The sequence below is a fragment of the Nocardia sp. NBC_00881 genome (assembly GCF_045207455.1).
Taxonomy (GTDB): Bacteria; Actinomycetota; Actinomycetes; order Mycobacteriales; family Mycobacteriaceae; genus Nocardia.
On the sequence record NZ_CP108798.1, the window covers coordinates 5,607,999 to 5,623,984 of the forward strand.

General features: G+C 65.7%; 17 protein-coding genes. 12 read left to right on the forward strand and 5 right to left on the reverse strand.

The window, feature by feature from the left end; all coding sequences use genetic code 11:
* Positions 1–74: 74 nt before the first annotated feature.
* The 3 genes from dnaB (at position 75) to OH799_RS23980 (ending at position 3,854) form a co-directional block, all read left to right on the forward strand.
* Complete coding sequence (dnaB, locus tag OH799_RS23970) at positions 75–1,811, forward strand: replicative DNA helicase (RefSeq protein ID WP_406282453.1); 1,737 nt, start codon at positions 75–77, stop codon at positions 1,809–1,811.
* Between the two features lie 76 nt (positions 1,812–1,887).
* Entirely contained in the window at positions 1,888–2,034 is a 147-nt protein-coding gene (locus OH799_RS23975; RefSeq protein WP_406268172.1) for a hypothetical protein, read from the forward strand.
* A 92-nt stretch (positions 2,035–2,126) separates the two neighbouring features.
* Complete coding sequence (locus OH799_RS23980; RefSeq protein WP_406268175.1) at positions 2,127–3,854, forward strand: cutinase family protein; 1,728 nt, start codon at positions 2,127–2,129, stop codon at positions 3,852–3,854.
* Between the two features lie 487 nt (positions 3,855–4,341).
* On the opposite strand, the gene OH799_RS23985 is transcribed toward OH799_RS23980, so the two are convergent.
* Both OH799_RS23985 and OH799_RS23990 read right to left on the reverse strand, forming a co-directional pair.
* On the reverse strand, positions 4,342–4,899 hold the full coding sequence (locus tag OH799_RS23985; protein ID WP_406282456.1) for a putative immunity protein: 558 nt from the start codon (positions 4,897–4,899) through the stop codon (positions 4,342–4,344).
* 17 nt (positions 4,900–4,916) lie between these two features.
* Positions 4,917–5,078, reverse strand: a complete 162-nt coding sequence (locus OH799_RS23990) for a hypothetical protein (RefSeq protein ID WP_406268178.1) — start codon at positions 5,076–5,078, stop codon at positions 4,917–4,919.
* A gap of 488 nt (positions 5,079–5,566) precedes the next feature.
* Here OH799_RS23990 and OH799_RS23995 point away from each other — a divergent pair, with 488 nt between their 5' ends.
* The 5 genes from OH799_RS23995 (at position 5,567) to OH799_RS24015 (ending at position 10,526) form a co-directional block, all read left to right on the forward strand.
* Positions 5,567–6,478 (forward strand): DMT family transporter, encoded by a 912-nt coding sequence (locus OH799_RS23995; protein ID WP_406268181.1) that lies wholly within the window; start codon positions 5,567–5,569, stop codon positions 6,476–6,478.
* Positions 6,479–6,558: 80 nt separating this feature from the next.
* The gene (locus OH799_RS24000) at positions 6,559–6,999 is read left to right on the forward strand and encodes a nuclear transport factor 2 family protein (protein ID WP_406268184.1); all 441 of its coding nucleotides are present in this window, start codon (positions 6,559–6,561) and stop codon (positions 6,997–6,999) included.
* A 13-nt stretch (positions 7,000–7,012) separates the two neighbouring features.
* Positions 7,013–7,681 (forward strand): class I SAM-dependent DNA methyltransferase, encoded by a 669-nt coding sequence (locus OH799_RS24005; protein WP_406268187.1) that lies wholly within the window; start codon positions 7,013–7,015, stop codon positions 7,679–7,681.
* Positions 7,682–7,818: 137 nt separating this feature from the next.
* A complete protein-coding gene (locus tag OH799_RS24010; protein WP_406268190.1) occupies positions 7,819–9,162 on the forward strand; it encodes a WS/DGAT/MGAT family O-acyltransferase in 1,344 nt (447 codons plus the stop codon).
* 239 nt (positions 9,163–9,401) lie between these two features.
* On the forward strand, positions 9,402–10,526 hold the full coding sequence (locus tag OH799_RS24015; RefSeq protein ID WP_406268192.1) for an NAD(P)H-dependent flavin oxidoreductase: 1,125 nt from the start codon (positions 9,402–9,404) through the stop codon (positions 10,524–10,526).
* A 249-nt stretch (positions 10,527–10,775) separates the two neighbouring features.
* Here the strand turns inward: OH799_RS24015 and OH799_RS24020 are convergent, their stop codons facing one another.
* On the reverse strand, positions 10,776–11,552 hold the full coding sequence (locus OH799_RS24020) for a GntR family transcriptional regulator (RefSeq protein ID WP_406268195.1): 777 nt from the start codon (positions 11,550–11,552) through the stop codon (positions 10,776–10,778).
* 248 nt (positions 11,553–11,800) lie between these two features.
* Between OH799_RS24020 and OH799_RS24025 the strand changes: the two genes are divergently transcribed.
* Positions 11,801–12,592: a M15 family metallopeptidase gene (locus OH799_RS24025; protein WP_406268198.1), complete on the forward strand. Its 792-nt coding sequence runs from the start codon at positions 11,801–11,803 to the stop codon at positions 12,590–12,592.
* An 8-nt stretch (positions 12,593–12,600) separates the two neighbouring features.
* Here the strand turns inward: OH799_RS24025 and OH799_RS24030 are convergent, their stop codons facing one another.
* The gene (locus OH799_RS24030; protein ID WP_406268201.1) at positions 12,601–13,002 is read right to left on the reverse strand and encodes a hypothetical protein; all 402 of its coding nucleotides are present in this window, start codon (positions 13,000–13,002) and stop codon (positions 12,601–12,603) included.
* Between the two features lie 89 nt (positions 13,003–13,091).
* Here OH799_RS24030 and OH799_RS24035 point away from each other — a divergent pair, with 89 nt between their 5' ends.
* A complete protein-coding gene (locus tag OH799_RS24035) occupies positions 13,092–13,643 on the forward strand; it encodes a PadR family transcriptional regulator (protein ID WP_406268204.1) in 552 nt (183 codons plus the stop codon).
* Between the two features lie 59 nt (positions 13,644–13,702).
* Here OH799_RS24035 and OH799_RS24040 read toward each other — a convergent pair whose 3' ends face one another.
* Positions 13,703–14,302, reverse strand: a complete 600-nt coding sequence (locus tag OH799_RS24040; RefSeq protein ID WP_406268207.1) for a GDSL-type esterase/lipase family protein — start codon at positions 14,300–14,302, stop codon at positions 13,703–13,705.
* Positions 14,303–14,387: 85 nt separating this feature from the next.
* Between OH799_RS24040 and OH799_RS24045 the strand changes: the two genes are divergently transcribed.
* A complete protein-coding gene (locus OH799_RS24045) occupies positions 14,388–15,173 on the forward strand; it encodes a 2OG-Fe(II) oxygenase family protein (RefSeq protein ID WP_406268211.1) in 786 nt (261 codons plus the stop codon).
* Positions 15,160–15,933, forward strand: a complete 774-nt coding sequence (locus OH799_RS24050) for an SDR family NAD(P)-dependent oxidoreductase (RefSeq protein ID WP_406268214.1) — start codon at positions 15,160–15,162, stop codon at positions 15,931–15,933. Before OH799_RS24045 ends, OH799_RS24050 begins: the two co-directional genes overlap by 14 nt.
* The last annotated feature ends 53 nt before the right edge of the window (positions 15,934–15,986 follow it).

Genomic DNA, 15,986 nt, shown 5'->3' on the forward strand with positions numbered 1-15,986 from the left:
ATGACCGCCGCGAGCACACGAATTTTCCGCCCGAACCCCCCGGCGAAGACTTCGGGCGCCAGCCCCCGCACGACATGGCGGCCGAGCAGTCGGTATTGGGCGGCATGCTCTTGAGCAAAGATGCCATCGCCGATGTCGTCGAGGTGATTCGCCCGGGTGATTTCTACCGTCCGGCTCATCAAGCCGTCTACGACACCATCCTCGATCTCTACGGCCGCGGTGAACCCGCCGACCCGGTGACCGTCGCCGCGGGCCTCGACCGCCGCGGCGAGCTCAAGCGCATCGGCGGCGCACCCTATTTGGTCACGCTCACTCAGACCGTGCCCACCGCCGCCAACGCGGGCTACTACGCCGAGATCGTCGCCGAGAAGGCGATCCTGCGCCGTCTGGTCGAGGCGGGCACCCGGATCGTCCAGTACGGCTACGCGGGCGCCGACGGCCAGGACATCGCCGAGGTGGTCGATCGCGCCCAGGCCGAGGTCTACGAGGTCACCGAGCGCCGCACCACCGAAGACTTCCTCCCGCTGGAGGAACTCTTGCAGCCGACGATGGACGAAATCGATTCCATCGCCAGCCGCGGCGGCATCTCCCTCGGCGTCCCCACCGGCTTCACCGAACTCGACGAGGTCACCAACGGCCTCCATCCCGGCCAGATGATCATCGTCGCGGCAAGGCCCGGCGTAGGAAAGGCCCTGGCTCTCGACACCCCGCTGCCGACATCGTCCGGCTGGACAACGATGGGCGAGGTCCGAGTCGGCGACGAACTCCTCGATGCCCAGGGCCATCCCACCCGGGTGGTCGCGGCAACCGACGTACTGACCGAACGCCCGTGCTACGAGATCGAATTCTCGGACGGGACAGTGATCATCGCCGACGAACAGCATCAGTGGCTCACCGTCGCCCGCTCCGACGAATCTCGGCCTGCGGTGCGCACGACCGGTGAAATCGTCCACACGGTGCGAACCGAGGACGACGAACCGAATCATTCCGTGCCCAGCACCGCACGTTCCGAGTCTCGGCGCATCGTGGACGTTCGCAAGATCGACTCGGTCCCCGTGCGATGCGTGGAGGTCGACAACAGCGACCACCTGTACCTCGCGGGCCAGACGATGGTGCCAACCCATAACTCCACACTGGGCATGGACTTCATGCGCAGCTGCTCGATCAAACACGGCCTGGCAAGTGTGATCTTCTCGCTGGAAATGAGCCGCACCGAGATCGTCATGCGCCTGCTCTCCGCCGAAGCGAAAATCAAGCTGGGCGATATGCGCTCCGGGCGAATGAGCGACGACGACTGGACCAAGCTGGCGCGGCGGATGAGCGAGATCAGCGAAGCACCCCTGTTCGTGGACGATTCGCCGAACCTCACCATGATGGAGATCCGGGCAAAGGCGCGCCGACTCAAGCAACGCCACGATCTGAAACTCGTTGTGGTCGACTACCTCCAGCTGATGACCTCTGGCAAAAAAGTCGAATCCCGCCAGCAGGAAGTCTCGGACTTCTCCCGAAACCTGAAATTGCTGGCGAAGGAACTCGAAGTTCCGGTAGTCGCGATCAGTCAGCTGAACCGTGGTCCCGAACAGCGAACCGACAAGCGCCCCATGGTGTCCGATTTGCGTGAGTCGGGCTCGCTCGAGCAGGATGCCGACATGGTCATCCTGTTGCACCGCCCCGATGCTTTCGAGCGCGACGACCCGCGTGGGGGCGAGGCCGACCTGATTCTCGGCAAGCATCGTAACGGCCCGACAGCGACAATCACCGTCGCACACCAGCTGCACCTCTCGCGGTTCGTGGATATGGCTCGCGGCTGAGGCTTGCTTCTGGACGCCGGCGCCGCGTCGGTATTCCTGTGTCCAGGGAATGCCCAGGACATCGACGCGGCGATTCATGTCCCTATTGATCACTGACACCGATGGCGCAGTGTGCGGTTCGGCGGTGCCGGTCATCGGCCTGGGAATCCGGCAGTACCCGTTGACCGGGAAGAACAACGCCTTTTACCCCGAAATCAAGATCAACAAACAATCCGCGCAGTAACGCTCGACCCCCCAACCACGACGTCCTCGGTGACGCATGGCCCTTCGGGGGGGCCTGTCCGTCCACTTGTCAGTTATGGATAGGGATCAGGCATGGCTCTTCGCGAGTTCTTTGTGCGGCATCGCATCGCTTCGGCTGTTGCCGCGCCGGCAGTGTTGGGGGTGGTGGCGGTCGTCGCTGCCTCGTGGGCACTGACATCAACGCCGCAAACCAGGAATACGCAGCTCACGGCGTCCGTTACGGAATGCCACGACATGGTGACCATCTCGGTGGCCGGCCGCAATGACACTCCGGTCGCGGGGACAACGAAGATGCTCGTCGGTGCCAACGGTGAAGAATTGCCCGCAGCGCTGTCCGGTGACCATCGCAGCGACTGGGTCGATCCGGTCGTCAACGCTCCGGCCGATGCCGTCGATCCCGGATCGTACGCTGCTGTCTACATCGCGTATCCGGCGAACATGGCCACCTACGAAGACGCGGTCACGACCGGTGTCGCGAATACCGAACAGGTGATGCGGGAGATCGCGAAGGCATGCCCTGACACCAAGTTCTCGGTCGTCGGATACAGCGAGGGCGCCGATGTCGTCCGCCGCGTCGCGATGAACATCGGACATCAGGATGCCGACCGGGACGGCGGATACGGGATCGTCGATCCGGCCGATGTCGTCGGTGTCGTCATCCTCGCCGACGCGGGTCGCACGGCGGGAGAGGGGCCGTTTCCTGGCGCCGAGGACCCGTTCGGCAATCCTGACGGCTTCGACCAGCGGTATCAGAACGGGACGAAACCAGCGCCTGGTCAGGGTGCGCTGCCGGGCACCAGCGGTGACTTCGGTGCGCTGAACGGCAAGATCGCGTCGTTCTGCTCCGACGGCGATCTCACGTGTGCGGCCCCGGAGAACATTTCACTGCTGCAGTTGGCGGTCAATGTGGGCCGGCAGTTGAACGTCGACGCACTCGAACGAGACGGGCTCACGCCGGCCACAGGGCAGGACGTCGCTGTTGCCCTCAGCCGTATAGCGCTTGCGGCGTTCGCGGACATTCAGTCGCAACCGAACTGGATGCAGAGCGACGAGACCTTCCTCCAGGTGCTGCTGAGGGTGTCGGACCCGGCATACAAGCCAGGTGAGACGCCGAAGGCCCCGGCGAAGGCCGAGTCGATCTCGACCAGCGCGATGTCGCCCCTGGCATACCTGCCGCAGAAGGTGCTCAACGAGATCATCGGTCTCATCGTGACGAACCAGAACACAATCCCCGTAATCATGAGCGACCCGTACCAGCTCACCCTCGGGCCGAACGGAACCGGTCACCACTTCGACTACTGGCGTGACGCCAACCCTTCCGACGGTAAGCCACTGACATCCGCCGAGTATGCGGCCGCCTGGCTCACACACCTGGCGAAGCAGGCGCAGGCTGGTGAGCCGGTCGACACGACCGCCAAGCTGGAAGCGGCGGACCTCGCCGCCGCATACAAGGCGGTGGCGGCCACTTCGGCAGCGCCGACGAGTGAACCGACCAAGGACGCGGCCGCGTCACCGAAGACCACCAGCGCCACCCCCACGAAGACCGTCGGCGCCACCCCCACGAAGACCGTCGGCGCCACCCCCACGAAGACCGCTATCAGCAGTGAACCGACGACCCCGGTGCCGACGACTTCGGCGTCGCCGTCCCAGACCACAAGTACGGCAGTCACACCGAAGGTGGCAACCCCACCGACTCCGTCTTCGGTCGCGGCGACCACTGAGACTACGAAGCCGACCACCGCAGCGCCGACGACCACGACGACGGAATCCGCAGCGCCGACCACCACCAGTGCGAGGTGAGGACAGCACATCAACTGACTCGTCTCGGATCCGTGGGCCCGCGAGCGTAGCCGCGATTGTCGGCGCCGTGGGCCACCGCCGATGTCTCCGGAGTTCGGCACGGATCGCGGCGTCGGTGGTCGTAGGATGACACGCACTGGTCGAATTCCCTCAGGCGAGCCGGAATTCGGTGTCCGCGTCGGCGACGAAGATCTGGCGCGGCCTCGGAGAACCGCGCGGGTATGCCCGCCGTACTCGACCTGCTCGATGCGAGCGCGCAGGATCGGATCCATACGGGTGGCGGCCTCGAATCGGCCGACAATGCCGCCGGCTCCCGACACCGAAGAGTGGGATGTTCGTTTTCCGAACGCGAACGACACAACCAGACCCCCTACACTCACCGGGTCGCGAATCTACGCACCGCGATCGATTCGCCGCCCTGACCTGTCGGCGCTGAACGCTGAAGAGCCTGGCTCGGCGGGGTGTCCTGGTCAGGGACGACGATCGGTTAACGGTCGGTCGCCAGTCTTCGCAATGATGCGTCCAGTTCCCGCAATAGCTCTCCCGCACGGCCGCGACCACTCGGAGCGTTTGGGTAGCGCGTCAGGACACTCACCACGATGGAGCTGGCTAGATCTCTTACCTTCTCGATGTAGTCGGCGCCGACATTACGGTCGTCACCGGCATCGAGCTCGAAGGCTCGAGCCGCGTGGGCGGCCGGTCCGAGGATGTGCAGGACCTGAGTTGCTTTCGCCAGGGGATGCAGGAACGCCGCACTGGCCGCGGCAACGGCCGCGCGCGCAGCATCGCTCGCCGCAGCCTGCCCTCCATCGCGTGTCTGTTGATACGCCCGGTGTGCCGCCCACGCGCTGTCACGGATCGCCTTGGTCCGCTTACCTCCGTCCGCGAACGCCTGCGCAGCGTCGATCGCGGCTCGTGGGCGCTGATCGTCAGGGCGTTCACGTTCGAAGATCGCCAAGGCGGGCTCCGCACAGGCCACGGCATAGCCCGTAATCTCGCGCAATTCAGCCATGCTGAGTTCGATCATCAGATTCTCGTCAGCCACATTCACGACACTTCACATTATCGTTGAACCGACGGTTGAAACTTTCTAGCGATATCGGCGGGAAATAACGCGACCAGGTCGTCTCGGTCGGCCGGCGCGGAGCTGAACCCGGCCAGGATCGGGCTCACGGCGAGCTCGACCGAGAAAAGCCCCAGCATGTCCTGGGCGTTGACCTCCACCACCGGCCTCCGTGCCGAAAACCGTTGTCGCGCATCGCAGCAGGTACCGACAACACCGCGTCCACCGGAGATCAGCGGCGGACTGCGCGACCAAGACCACCACTGATCCCACTCGGAGCCTGGGCATTTCGGACCTCTGTAACCGGGCGCCTTCTCGGTGATCAGGATCGCCCTGCCCGCCGAGGCAACAGACGGCAGGTCCCGAGAGCTACCGGAACACCGGCTGGCGCGCCCACACTCGCGCCTACGCCGCCAACGCCGAAGTTTCCCTTGCTCGCGGCGAGCCGAGTTCGAAAACTCATGGCTCCGTGCACAATCAGACGACGCGGAGGTTCGCCGGCTGCGGAACAGGCGCGAACGTGGCCTCATTCCTGCCGGGAACCGGAGCTGTCGGATCAGTTGTCTAAGCTCCATTCGATCGAAAGCGAGCGGAGCATGTCAGACACCGAGATCTTTCCCCGTCGTCCGTGTGAATCGGTGGTCGCGCGATGACGCGACGCGGGTGGGCGCTGTTCCTGGTGATGGGTGTGATCTGGGGCGTGCCGTACGCGATGATTCGGATCGCGGTGCAGGATCTCGACCCGATCGTCGTCGCATTCGGGCGCACCCTGATCGGCGGGCTGCTTCTGTTGCCGATCGCGCTGTACACCAAGGCGCTCGCACCTGTGTTCCGCCGCTGGCGGCCGCTACTGCTCTACACGCTGGTGGAGATCACGGGGCCGTGGTTCCTGATCGGGTATGCCGAGACCACGCTGCACAGCTCGACCGTCGGGCTGCTGATCGCGGCGGTGCCGCTGATCGCCATGGTGATCGTGACCAAACTCGGCCACGAGCGGTTCGACGCGCGCCGAGTGGCTGGGCTGATGGTCGGGTTCGCCGGCGTCGCCGCGCTCGTCGGCCTGGACATCGACCTATCGAATCCGGCTGCCGTCGGCGCGATCGGGCTGACCACGATCGGGTACGCGGTCGGCCCGATCTTCATCGACCGCGCGCTGGCCGACCTGCCTCCGATGGGCGTGGTAACCGGGTCGCTACTGCTCGCCGCGGCGATCTATGCCCCGTTCACGGGCTGGGTGTGGCCGTCGCACATCACCGCCGACTCGGCCTGGTCGGTGCTCGGCCTCGCCGTCATCTGCACGGCCTCGGCGTTCCTGTTCTTCTTCGCACTGATCGCCGAGGTCGGACCGGCACGCGCGACGGTTGTCACCTACATCAATCCGGCGGTGGCGATCCTGCTCGGCGTCACGGCACTCGACGAGCCGCTGACCGCCGGCATGATGATCGGCTTCCCGCTGGTTGTCCTCGGCTCTATTTTCGGCACCGCCCGCAGCCGCGACGAGGCAGGACCCGACGCGGTCCCCGACGCACCGAAGGCCGTCGCTGGATTACCCGAGAGGTAATCGCCTCGCGGCGCAGCCGTGGCCAGAATAAGAGGACGCGCCGCGGATCGACGGGGCGCTCGTTTCGAGAGGACATGCCGTTGTCGTCAGTCACATCGTCGACTACCCGCGTAGTGGTCGAAGAGCTGTTGCGCCGCATCGGTTCCGGCGATCCCGAAGCCATCGCCGAGCTGTACGCCGAGGATACGGACTGGAAGCTGGACTGGCCGCAGGCCGAGCACGGTCGCGCGGCGACACCGTGGATCAGGCACCGCTCGACCAGGGGGGACGCTGCCGCGCACTTCCGCTCGCTCGCCGAGCACCATGTGCCGGAGGAGGCTGCGACGCGCGTCGACCGGATACTCGTCGACGGCGACGACGCTGTGGTACTCGGGGAGATCCGGCAGACCGCGCGGCCGACCGGACGCGCCTACCGTGCACGCATCGCATTGCACCTCACGGTGGAGCACGGTCTGATCACCCGCCACCACGTGTACGAGGACAGTCTGTCCGTCGCCCAAGCTTTCGATCCGACCGCGTAATACCCTGCACAGCGTGCCTGATTCCACCGGCGATCCCGCGGCCACCGAACTTGCCGACGTAACGACGACCCGCGCCGCCTATGACGGCATCGCCGACCTTTACGCCAACGTTTTCAAGCACCGACTGGAACGTCAAGCGCTCGACCGGGCGATGCTCGCCGCGTTCGCGGAGTCGGTGGCGGACAACGGTTCCGGGGCGGTGGCCGACCTCGGTTGCGGCCCTGGCAGGGTGACCGCGCACCTCGCGACACTGGGTGCGGAAGTCTTCGGCATCGATCTCTCGGCACGCATGGTCGCGCTCGCTCGGGCGGAATTTCCACACCTATCCTTCGCCCAGGGTTCGCTAGAGCAGCTAGCGATCGGCAACGGCACACTCGGCGGCCTCGTCGCCTGGTACTCGCTGATCCACACTCCGCCCGATCGCATCCCGCAGGTGTTGCGCGAGTTTCATCGGGTTCTCGCGGCTGAAGGCCACGTGCTGCTGGCATTCCAGACGGCCGACCTGCCCGACGCGGTGGAGGCCTTCGACCACAAAGTCACTCGCGCCTACCGGTGGGCGCCGAAAAGGCTCGCCCGTCTGCTCACCGAGGCCGGGTTCACCATGATCGCCCGCATGGTCCGCGAGCCGGTTTCCGGCGAACGGTTCGGTCAGGCCTATCTGCTGGCGTCGAAGGTTCTGTGATTCACCGAACATAGTTCATCCGGTCCGGGTAGGTTGACGGTGTCGCGCTGGTTCCCTGGCTGCGCGGGCCCCGCCGACAATGTGGTCGATCTGAAATTCCAACGCTTTTCACCACTGTCGTCAGGGGGCGACTCACTATGGAATTCATCGCGCCGATCGATGCCGTCTTTCTTCTCGCCGAATCCCGCGAACACCCGATGCATGTCGGTTCGCTGCAACTCTTCGAACCGCCGGAAGAGGCGGGCTCGGACTTCGCCCGGCAGGCATACGAAAAACTAGTGGGCCACAAGGATATCGATTCCACCTTCCGCAAGCGTCCGGCGACATTTCTCGGGGCGCCGCAGCTGGCGTGGACGCAGGACAAGGCCGTCGAGCTCGACTATCACGTCCGGCGGCTGGCCGTTCCCGGTCCCGGCGGGATCGATCAACTGGTCGAGCTGGCCTCTGGCCTGCACAGCACACTGCTCGATCGGCATCGGCCGCTGTGGGAGATATATCTGATCGAGGGTCTGACCGACGGACGGTTCGCGGTGTATTCGAAGATGCATCATGCGTTGATCGACGGCGTCTCCGCCCAGCGCCTCTTGCAGCGCACGCTGACCAGTGACCCGTCCTCGGCCGTGACGCGGGTGCCATGGGACCTGCCGCGCAGGCGCGCGGCCGCGCCATCGGGTGTGCGCGACCCAGCGCGAAATCTGATGTCGGCGGCGGCTTCCGGCACGTCGCTGCTCCGCGCCGCCCGCGCGGCTCTGCTCCAGCAGCGGTTGACCCTGCCGTTCGAGGCCCCGCGCACCATGTTCAATGTGCCGATCGGGGGCGCGCGCCGATCGGTGGTCCGGTCCTGGTCGCTGGAGCGGCTCCAGCAGGTGCAGAAGGCGACTCGCACGACGGTCAACGACGTCGCGCTCGCCATGTCGGCGGGAGCGCTGCGCAGGTATCTGATCGAGCGAGATGCCTTGCCGGACAAGCCGTTGATCGCAATGGTGCCGATGTCGCTGCGGGCCGACGAGGACCACGAGACCAACGGCGTCAAGGTCGGCGCTGTCCTGTGCAATCTCGGCACGGATGTCGCCGATCCGCTGGACCGGCTGCGCGTGGTCGGCGAATCGATGCGCAAGAGCAAGGAGGTCTACCGCTCGCTGTCGAGCAACCAGGCGATGGCGCTGTCCGCGCTGCTGCTCAGCCCCCTCGCCGTCAATCTCGTGCCCGCGCTCATCGCGTGGGCCAACCCGACGTTCAACGTCGTCATCTCCAATGTGCCGGGCCGGCGTGAGCCCATGTACTGGAACGGCGCGCGCCTCGACGCCAACTACCCGTTGTCGATCCCGTTCGATGGCCAAGCCGTGAACATCACGCTGACCTCCACCGCGGGCAATCTGGACTTCGGTCTGGTCGGCTGCCGCCGCAGCGTGCCGCAGCTGTACCGGCTGCTCGATCACCTGGAGGACTCCCTCGCCGAACTGGAGCGGGCCGCCGCCTGAACGGGCCGATCGGAAGTTGCCTCCGAACCAGACCCCCCCCAGAAACTAGAACGTGTTACTGTCGACGCATGGTGCATGAGCCAGTCGAGGAAGCCGCGGCCGCGTCATGGCGATATCTGCGGCTTGCGGCTGATTCGACCTGGCGCGGCCACCGCAGAGCACGCGACAATTATGCAACTCGTTCTAGGACATCTGCGCCGCGCCGTTCGCGGCGGAGCAGTTAGGGAGATCAGCACGCCATGCGTACCGAAATCTGCGAACGACTCGGGATCGAATTCCCCATCTTCGCGTTCACCCATTGCCGCGACGTGGCGGCCGCGGTCAGCAACGCCGGCGGTCTCGGCGTGCTCGGTGCGGTCGGCTTCACCGCCGAGGAGCTCGAGGTCGAGCTGGCCTGGCTCGATGAGCACGTGCACGGCGTCTACGGCGTCGACCTGGTGATTCCCTCCAAGTACGAGGGCAAGGGCGTCGACGGCCTTACTCCCGAGCAGTTGGAAGCCAAGCTGGCCGAACTGGTTCCGCAGAGACACCGCGAATTCGCCGAGAAGATCCTCGCCGACCACGGCGTGCCTCGGCTGCCCGAGGGCGAACATCACAACCAGCTGCTCGGCTGGACCGCGACCACCGCGGGCCCGCAGGTGGAGGTGATCCTGCGGCATCCGAAAGCGAAACTGGTCGCCAACGCACTCGGCACCCCACCTGATGACGTGATCAAGCAGGTACAGGACTCCGGCAGGCTGATCGGCGCACTGTGCGGCTCGGTCAAGCACGCGCTCAACCACAAGAACGCCGGCCTGGATTTCGTCGTCTGCCAGGGCACTGAGGGCGGCGGGCACTGCGGCGAGATCTCCTCCCTGGTGCTGTGGCCACAAGTGATCGACGCCGTCGGCGACCTGCCGGTGCTGGCCGCGGGCGGCATCGGCAACGGCCGGCAAGTTGCCGCCGCGATGGCGATGGGCGCGGCGGGCGCCTGGACCGGCTCGCTGTGGCTGACCGTCGAGGAGGCGAATGTGCCGCCAGCGCAGATGCAGACCTACATCGACGCCAGCAGCCACGACACCGTGCGTTCCCGTGCCTGGACCGGCAAGCCGGCTCGCATGCTGCGCAACGATTGGACCGAGGCCTGGGAGCAGGCCGACAGCCCGGACCCGCTGCCGATGCCGCTGCAGATGATGGTCGCGCTGGACGGCGTCAAGCGCGGGCACCGTTACCCCGAGGCCGCCAAGGACGTCAATTTCAATCCGGTCGGCCAGATCGTCGGAATGATGAACCGGGTGGAGCGTTCCGCCGACGTGATCAATCGGCTCATCGAGGAGTACGTCGAGGCCTGCGATCGTCTCAACAAGCTCAACGGCGGTCTCTGACTCGGGTCGGCCGCTCGATCGGGCTGGCGATGCCGCCGCCGACGAGCTACCCGGCATCCCACCCGGTGAGCTCGAATCCGATCGGTATGCGACAAAGGCAAGTTCGCGAGCGGATCCGTCGGGCTGCCGACCAATGGACTATCGCAGACCGAGATGCGGCGATTCGTTTGCGGCCGAGTCATATTCGAGTAGCGCTCAGCCCATGATTCATTCGCGACTCAGACAGATTATGAGGTGTACGAAATACGACTACGCCGGGAAGGCGTGCGCCGCGCGCGACTGCTCATCGACCCCGCCGACGAGTTTCTCGAACCGCAGGACCACCTTCTCGTGGTAGCTGCCGAGCAGGTCCTCGAACAGGGCGATCTGCGCATCGGACGGGCCCGAGCCGGAGTCCCACACCGCGGCGAGTGCCCGCCAGACCAGCACATGCAGATCCGGCGCGCCGGCGAAGAACGCCTCGACCGCCTCCGGAACCCCGAGCACCAGCTCGCCGATCGAGTTCAGGATCGCCCGCTGCATGGTGTGCCCGAGCGCGGTGAGCAGCCTGCGCACCAACATGACCTCGATGGCCAAGATCTGCCGGAGGTCCGGATCCGCCTGGCGTGCCAACGATTCGAGTTCGTCGATCGAGGTCTTCAGCTCGGCCGGATCGACCTGCTGCTCGCTGCCGGTGTACGCCAGCAGCGCCTCCCGCACAAGGCTGCGCTCGACGTCGACGATGTCGCGGAACATTTCGACCGCGATGCCCGGCATCGGAATCGAGAAACGGAACAGCTGGCGGTACACGTCGACGCCACCCGCTTCGCGGACGTCACGGATCGTGAACCCCTTGCCGCGCTGTGCCTCGACGAAGCCGTACGACTCCAGCCGACCGAGGGTCAGCTGCGCGGTCGCCCGGTTCATCTCGAACTCCTCGGCCACCTGACGCACCGACGGGATAAGATCCCCCGGCTGATATTCCCCTGCGGCAACCCTGCGCGCCAGCTCATCGGCAACGTCGGCGACCACCGTCTGGGACCCCATCGAAAGTCACCTTTCACTACATGCCAACAAACGTCCCAGAAGCCTAAGCCCTACTGTGCGGTAGTACACCACTGTCACACTGCGGGTGCAGCAGCGTGGATAGCCAACCTCCTATCCCGCGGTACCACACTCGACAGCGCCTGCCGCCGGTAGCGTTCTCGCACAACAATGATTGTGGCGTGCTCGACTTCGTCGGGACGCCACGTTCTGAAAGTGGTTGAGTCCAAGCCTGAATCGCGAGGAGAACCATGCGTTTTGTTCCGTCGTTCCAGCGCCTCGGCTCGCTGGCGCTGGCCTGTTCGGTGGTGATGATGATCGCGGCTTGCGGGGCGGAGCGTCATGCCGATACGCCGGTGACAGGTGAGGCGGCATTCGTTTCGATCACAGATGTCGACCCGACGATCATGGTCGAGGCTCGCTATTTCGGGCAGCACAACTTCCTCGGCACCAGGGTTACCGGCTACGAGGGACCCCACTGTCTGTTGACTCGGCAGGCGGCGGCGGCTCTGGCACGGGTGCAGCAGGAGCTGCGGCCGATGAACCTCACGCTGAAGACCTATGACTGTTACCGCCCGCAGCGTGCCGTCGATCGCTTTGTAGCGTGGGCCAAAGATCTCGGTGACGTGAAGATGCAGAAGGAGTTCTACCCCACCGTGGACAAGGCGAACCTGCTCCGGGACGGCTACATCGCCGAGAAGTCCGGTCACAGTCGCGGAAGCACGGTGGATCTCGCAATCGTCGCGCTGCCCGCGGCCGCACCCGAACAGTATCGAGACGGTGATCCGCTACGCGAATGCTTCCTCCCCGCCGATCAGCGGTTCCACGACAACATCCTCGATTTCGGCACCGGCTACGACTGCTTCGACCCCTTGGCACACACCGCAACCCCGGCCGCCGGCGGCACCCAACGAGCACTCCGCACGCTCCTGACAAATCTGATGGACGAACATGGGTTCGCCGGCCTCGCCGAGGAATGGTGGCATTTCACCCTGAAGGAAGAGCCCTTCCCGCAGACCTACTTCGACTTCCCCGTGCGCTGATGGGCGCGTCAGTAGAAGCTGCGGCCGCCGATTCCGCCGGATACCGACCAGACCTCGGTGATGACACCGTTGGTTGTGCGTAGGATATCGGTTCCGCTGACGGCTACAGGTGCGCCGCCCGCACCGGTGAATTGTGCTCCATAGGGGCGGGCAACGAAACCTGTTCGGGAGTCGTCCATCTCGATGACTGCGTCACCCTGAGGGGCGAAGCGAAGACCGGGGATCGACTCACGCGAGGTGGCGATCTGGGTGGCGAGGGCCCGCGGGTGGTGGATGTCGTCGTAGACGGTGGCGCCGGGCTGGGCATAGCGCAGCGTGAACACGGGGGCCATGATCTGTTCGGCGAGCGCCAGGTCACCGTTCCACATCGCGGTCCATCGGTCGAATAGGTCGATGCCGAAATCGCGCATCATCACTCCTTAATAGTCTCAGTGATACGGTACCACTGAAATTAACCTATAGTCTCGGTGATACGGTGTCAACGGGAGTGAGGGGCACTATGCCGGAACTCGGACCGCAGGACCACATCGTGCTCGGGTTCATCGCCCGGCACGGGCCGCTCACCCCTTACGAGCTCAAGGCCGAACTCGAGAAGAGCGTCGACTACTTCTGGCCTGTGCCGCATGCGCAGCTGTATCGAATTCCCGTGCGTCTGGCCGAGCATGGCCTGCTCAACGAGGAGGCCGAGCAGGGAGGGCGGCGGCGGCGACTCTTCCATCTGACCGAGATGGGCCGGGCCGAACTGAAGCGTTGGCTCGCCGACCCGAAGAGTCCGCCCGCGGAGACCCGTGACCCGGCGCAGCTCAAGCTCTTCTTCGCCGATCTCGGCGCCCCACGAAATGTCCTGGCGCTCGCCGAAAGCCAGGCCGCGGAACATCGCCGCCTGCTCGATCTCTATCGATCACTGCACGCCGAGATAGACCGGACCGACCGAAGCCGGGCGGCATCGCGGGCACGCACCCTCCGGCTCGGCATCCTGCACGAGCAGGCATACGTCGAGTTCTGGGAAGACCTCGCCGCCGACCCCGACGAACACGACCGGCAGAGGTAGCCGCGGAGCGACACAGGCGCACGGGCACCGGAGCACTGGGCTCGTGAGCGTCGAAAAGATCAGCGCGACAACCACTCCCGCCACAGCGGGGCGATCAGCGCCGTCATCTCCTCGTAGCCAGCCGCGCCCGGATGCGCGCCGTCCCCTGCACGTACCTCGCCAGCCCACACCTGGTTCGCGCGCAGCTGTTGATGGATGCGAACGTACGGTACTTGCGCCGTCGCGCAGGTCCGCGCGAACCGCTCGTCGAGCGCCGCGGTGCGGACATTGTGTTCGGCGTCGTCGATCGGCGGCGGCGCGACCATCAGCACCGGCCAGCCGTGTTCGGCGGCCCGCTCGAGCAGCTTCGCCAGATTTGCCACCGACTCCTCCGGAGTCGTACGTGGACGGCCGTTCTCATGCGTGGCGTCGTTCACGCCGAACGACAGCACCACCCTGGCGTCCACGCCCTCGGGGAGCCGGGGAGCGCACTCGGCATGCCAGCGGGCGAGGATCTCCGCGGACGTCTGTCTGCGCACCCCCAGGTTGTAGGCGGTGAGCGGCACGCCCTCCGCGTGGGACATGGCCGCGAGACGGCCTGCCCAGCCGAGGCAGCGTGGGTCGCCGACACCGGCGACGAACGAATCTCCGACGAAACACACACGCAGGTCACCGCTCACCCCGCGATTCTCCCAGCGTGGATGCCCGCCCGCACATCCCCAGGTGCGGGCAATATGATCCGAAGGGTTCGACCGGGAGGGAGTGATGGCGGTGGTGGTGACAACCGAGTCGGTTCCGCAATGGTTCGCGGAATTGTTCGCGCACCGGCGTTGGATTCGCCGCGTTCAGCCGTTCCCGCACGTGTACGCCCGCGACGTCTTCGTTCCCGAGTTCTATCAGCGGCTGACCGACCAGCTGGACCGGGTGCGCCGCGAGCGCCCCGAGGTCTTCGGGCCGATCGCCGAGGGCTACAGCGCCAACGGGATCCGACTGGCCGAGCTGCGCGACGGCCCGCTCGCCGTATTCACCTCGCGGGAGTGGCACGACCTGGTCGCCCAGCTCGGCGGGGTCGCGGCAACCGGTGATATGGAAGGGTCGGTGCACCATCACGCGCCGGGCAGCCCGTTCGGCTGGCCGCACAACGACTTGAATCCGGCCTGGTTTCACGGAGAACCGCCCGGGCACGACGAGGTGCGGGTGCCGGACGGCACGGTGGATACCAAGACCGGGGCTCACGCCCCGGATGTGGTCGCGCGGGAGACCGTGCGCGCCGTCGCGGTGCTGTTCTATCTCGGCAATCCAGGGTGGGCACCGGGCGACGGCGGCGAGACCGCCCTCTACGACCACGTCGCGGACGGGAATGCGCTGCCTTCGGTGACCCTGGTTCCGCCGCTGGACAATTCGCTCGTCCTGTTCGAGGTCACGCCGCGCAGCTGGCACACCTTCGCGGGAAACAACGCCAAAGACCGCAACAGCGTGGTGATGTGGGTCCACCGCACACGAGCGGACGCCGAGCAGCGCTGGGGAGGGGATCGGATTGTCCACTGGTGAACGCCGCGTCTGTCTGCTCACCGGCGCGAGCGGCACACTGGGTGACGCCTTCTGCCGCGCCTACTATCAGGACTACGACATCGTGGCCGTGTGCCGCACGCGCACGCCCGCCGCACCGTCGCAGTGGGAATGGTACGTAGATCCACTGGTGCCGAAAACGCCGGTGCCGGAGAACGAGTCACGCATTTTCGTGGTACGCGCCGACCTGACCCAGGCGGGCGAGGTCGAGCGCGTGGTGGACTTGGCGCTGGCCCGGTTCGGCCAGGTCGATCTGCTGGTGAACAATGCCGCGCAGGTGCGGCTGCACCCGCGCGGCATCGTCGACGGCGACGCGGCACTGGAACAATTCGACCCGCATTTTGCACTGAATGTCGGTGTACCGCTGCGGTTTTCAGCACGACTCGCGCAACGCTCCTGGCTACACGCGGACTACGAGAACCGCGCACGCAACCGCAATATCGTCAACGTCTCCAGCATCTCCGGCTCCGAGGTGTACCCCGGGCAGACGGTGTATTCGGCGTCGAAGGCCGCGCTCGATCACCTGACCCGCGGTATCGCCGCCGAGTTCGCGGAGTTCGGCGTACGGGTGAATGCCATCGCGCCCAACAGCTTTCCCGCCATAGTGCCCACCGAGCGAGTCGCACAGGCGATCGTCGAGCTGGACGCGAGCAGTCTGTCCGGTGGCGTGTTCGGGGTCGGCCTCGAGCCGGACGAGACGGCCGAAAAACGCCGAGTCGGGCTCGACGCCGAATCGTACTGAGCGATTCGTCTGTTATCCGGTCGATCCGATACCCGTGACCTGCTCGGACAGTG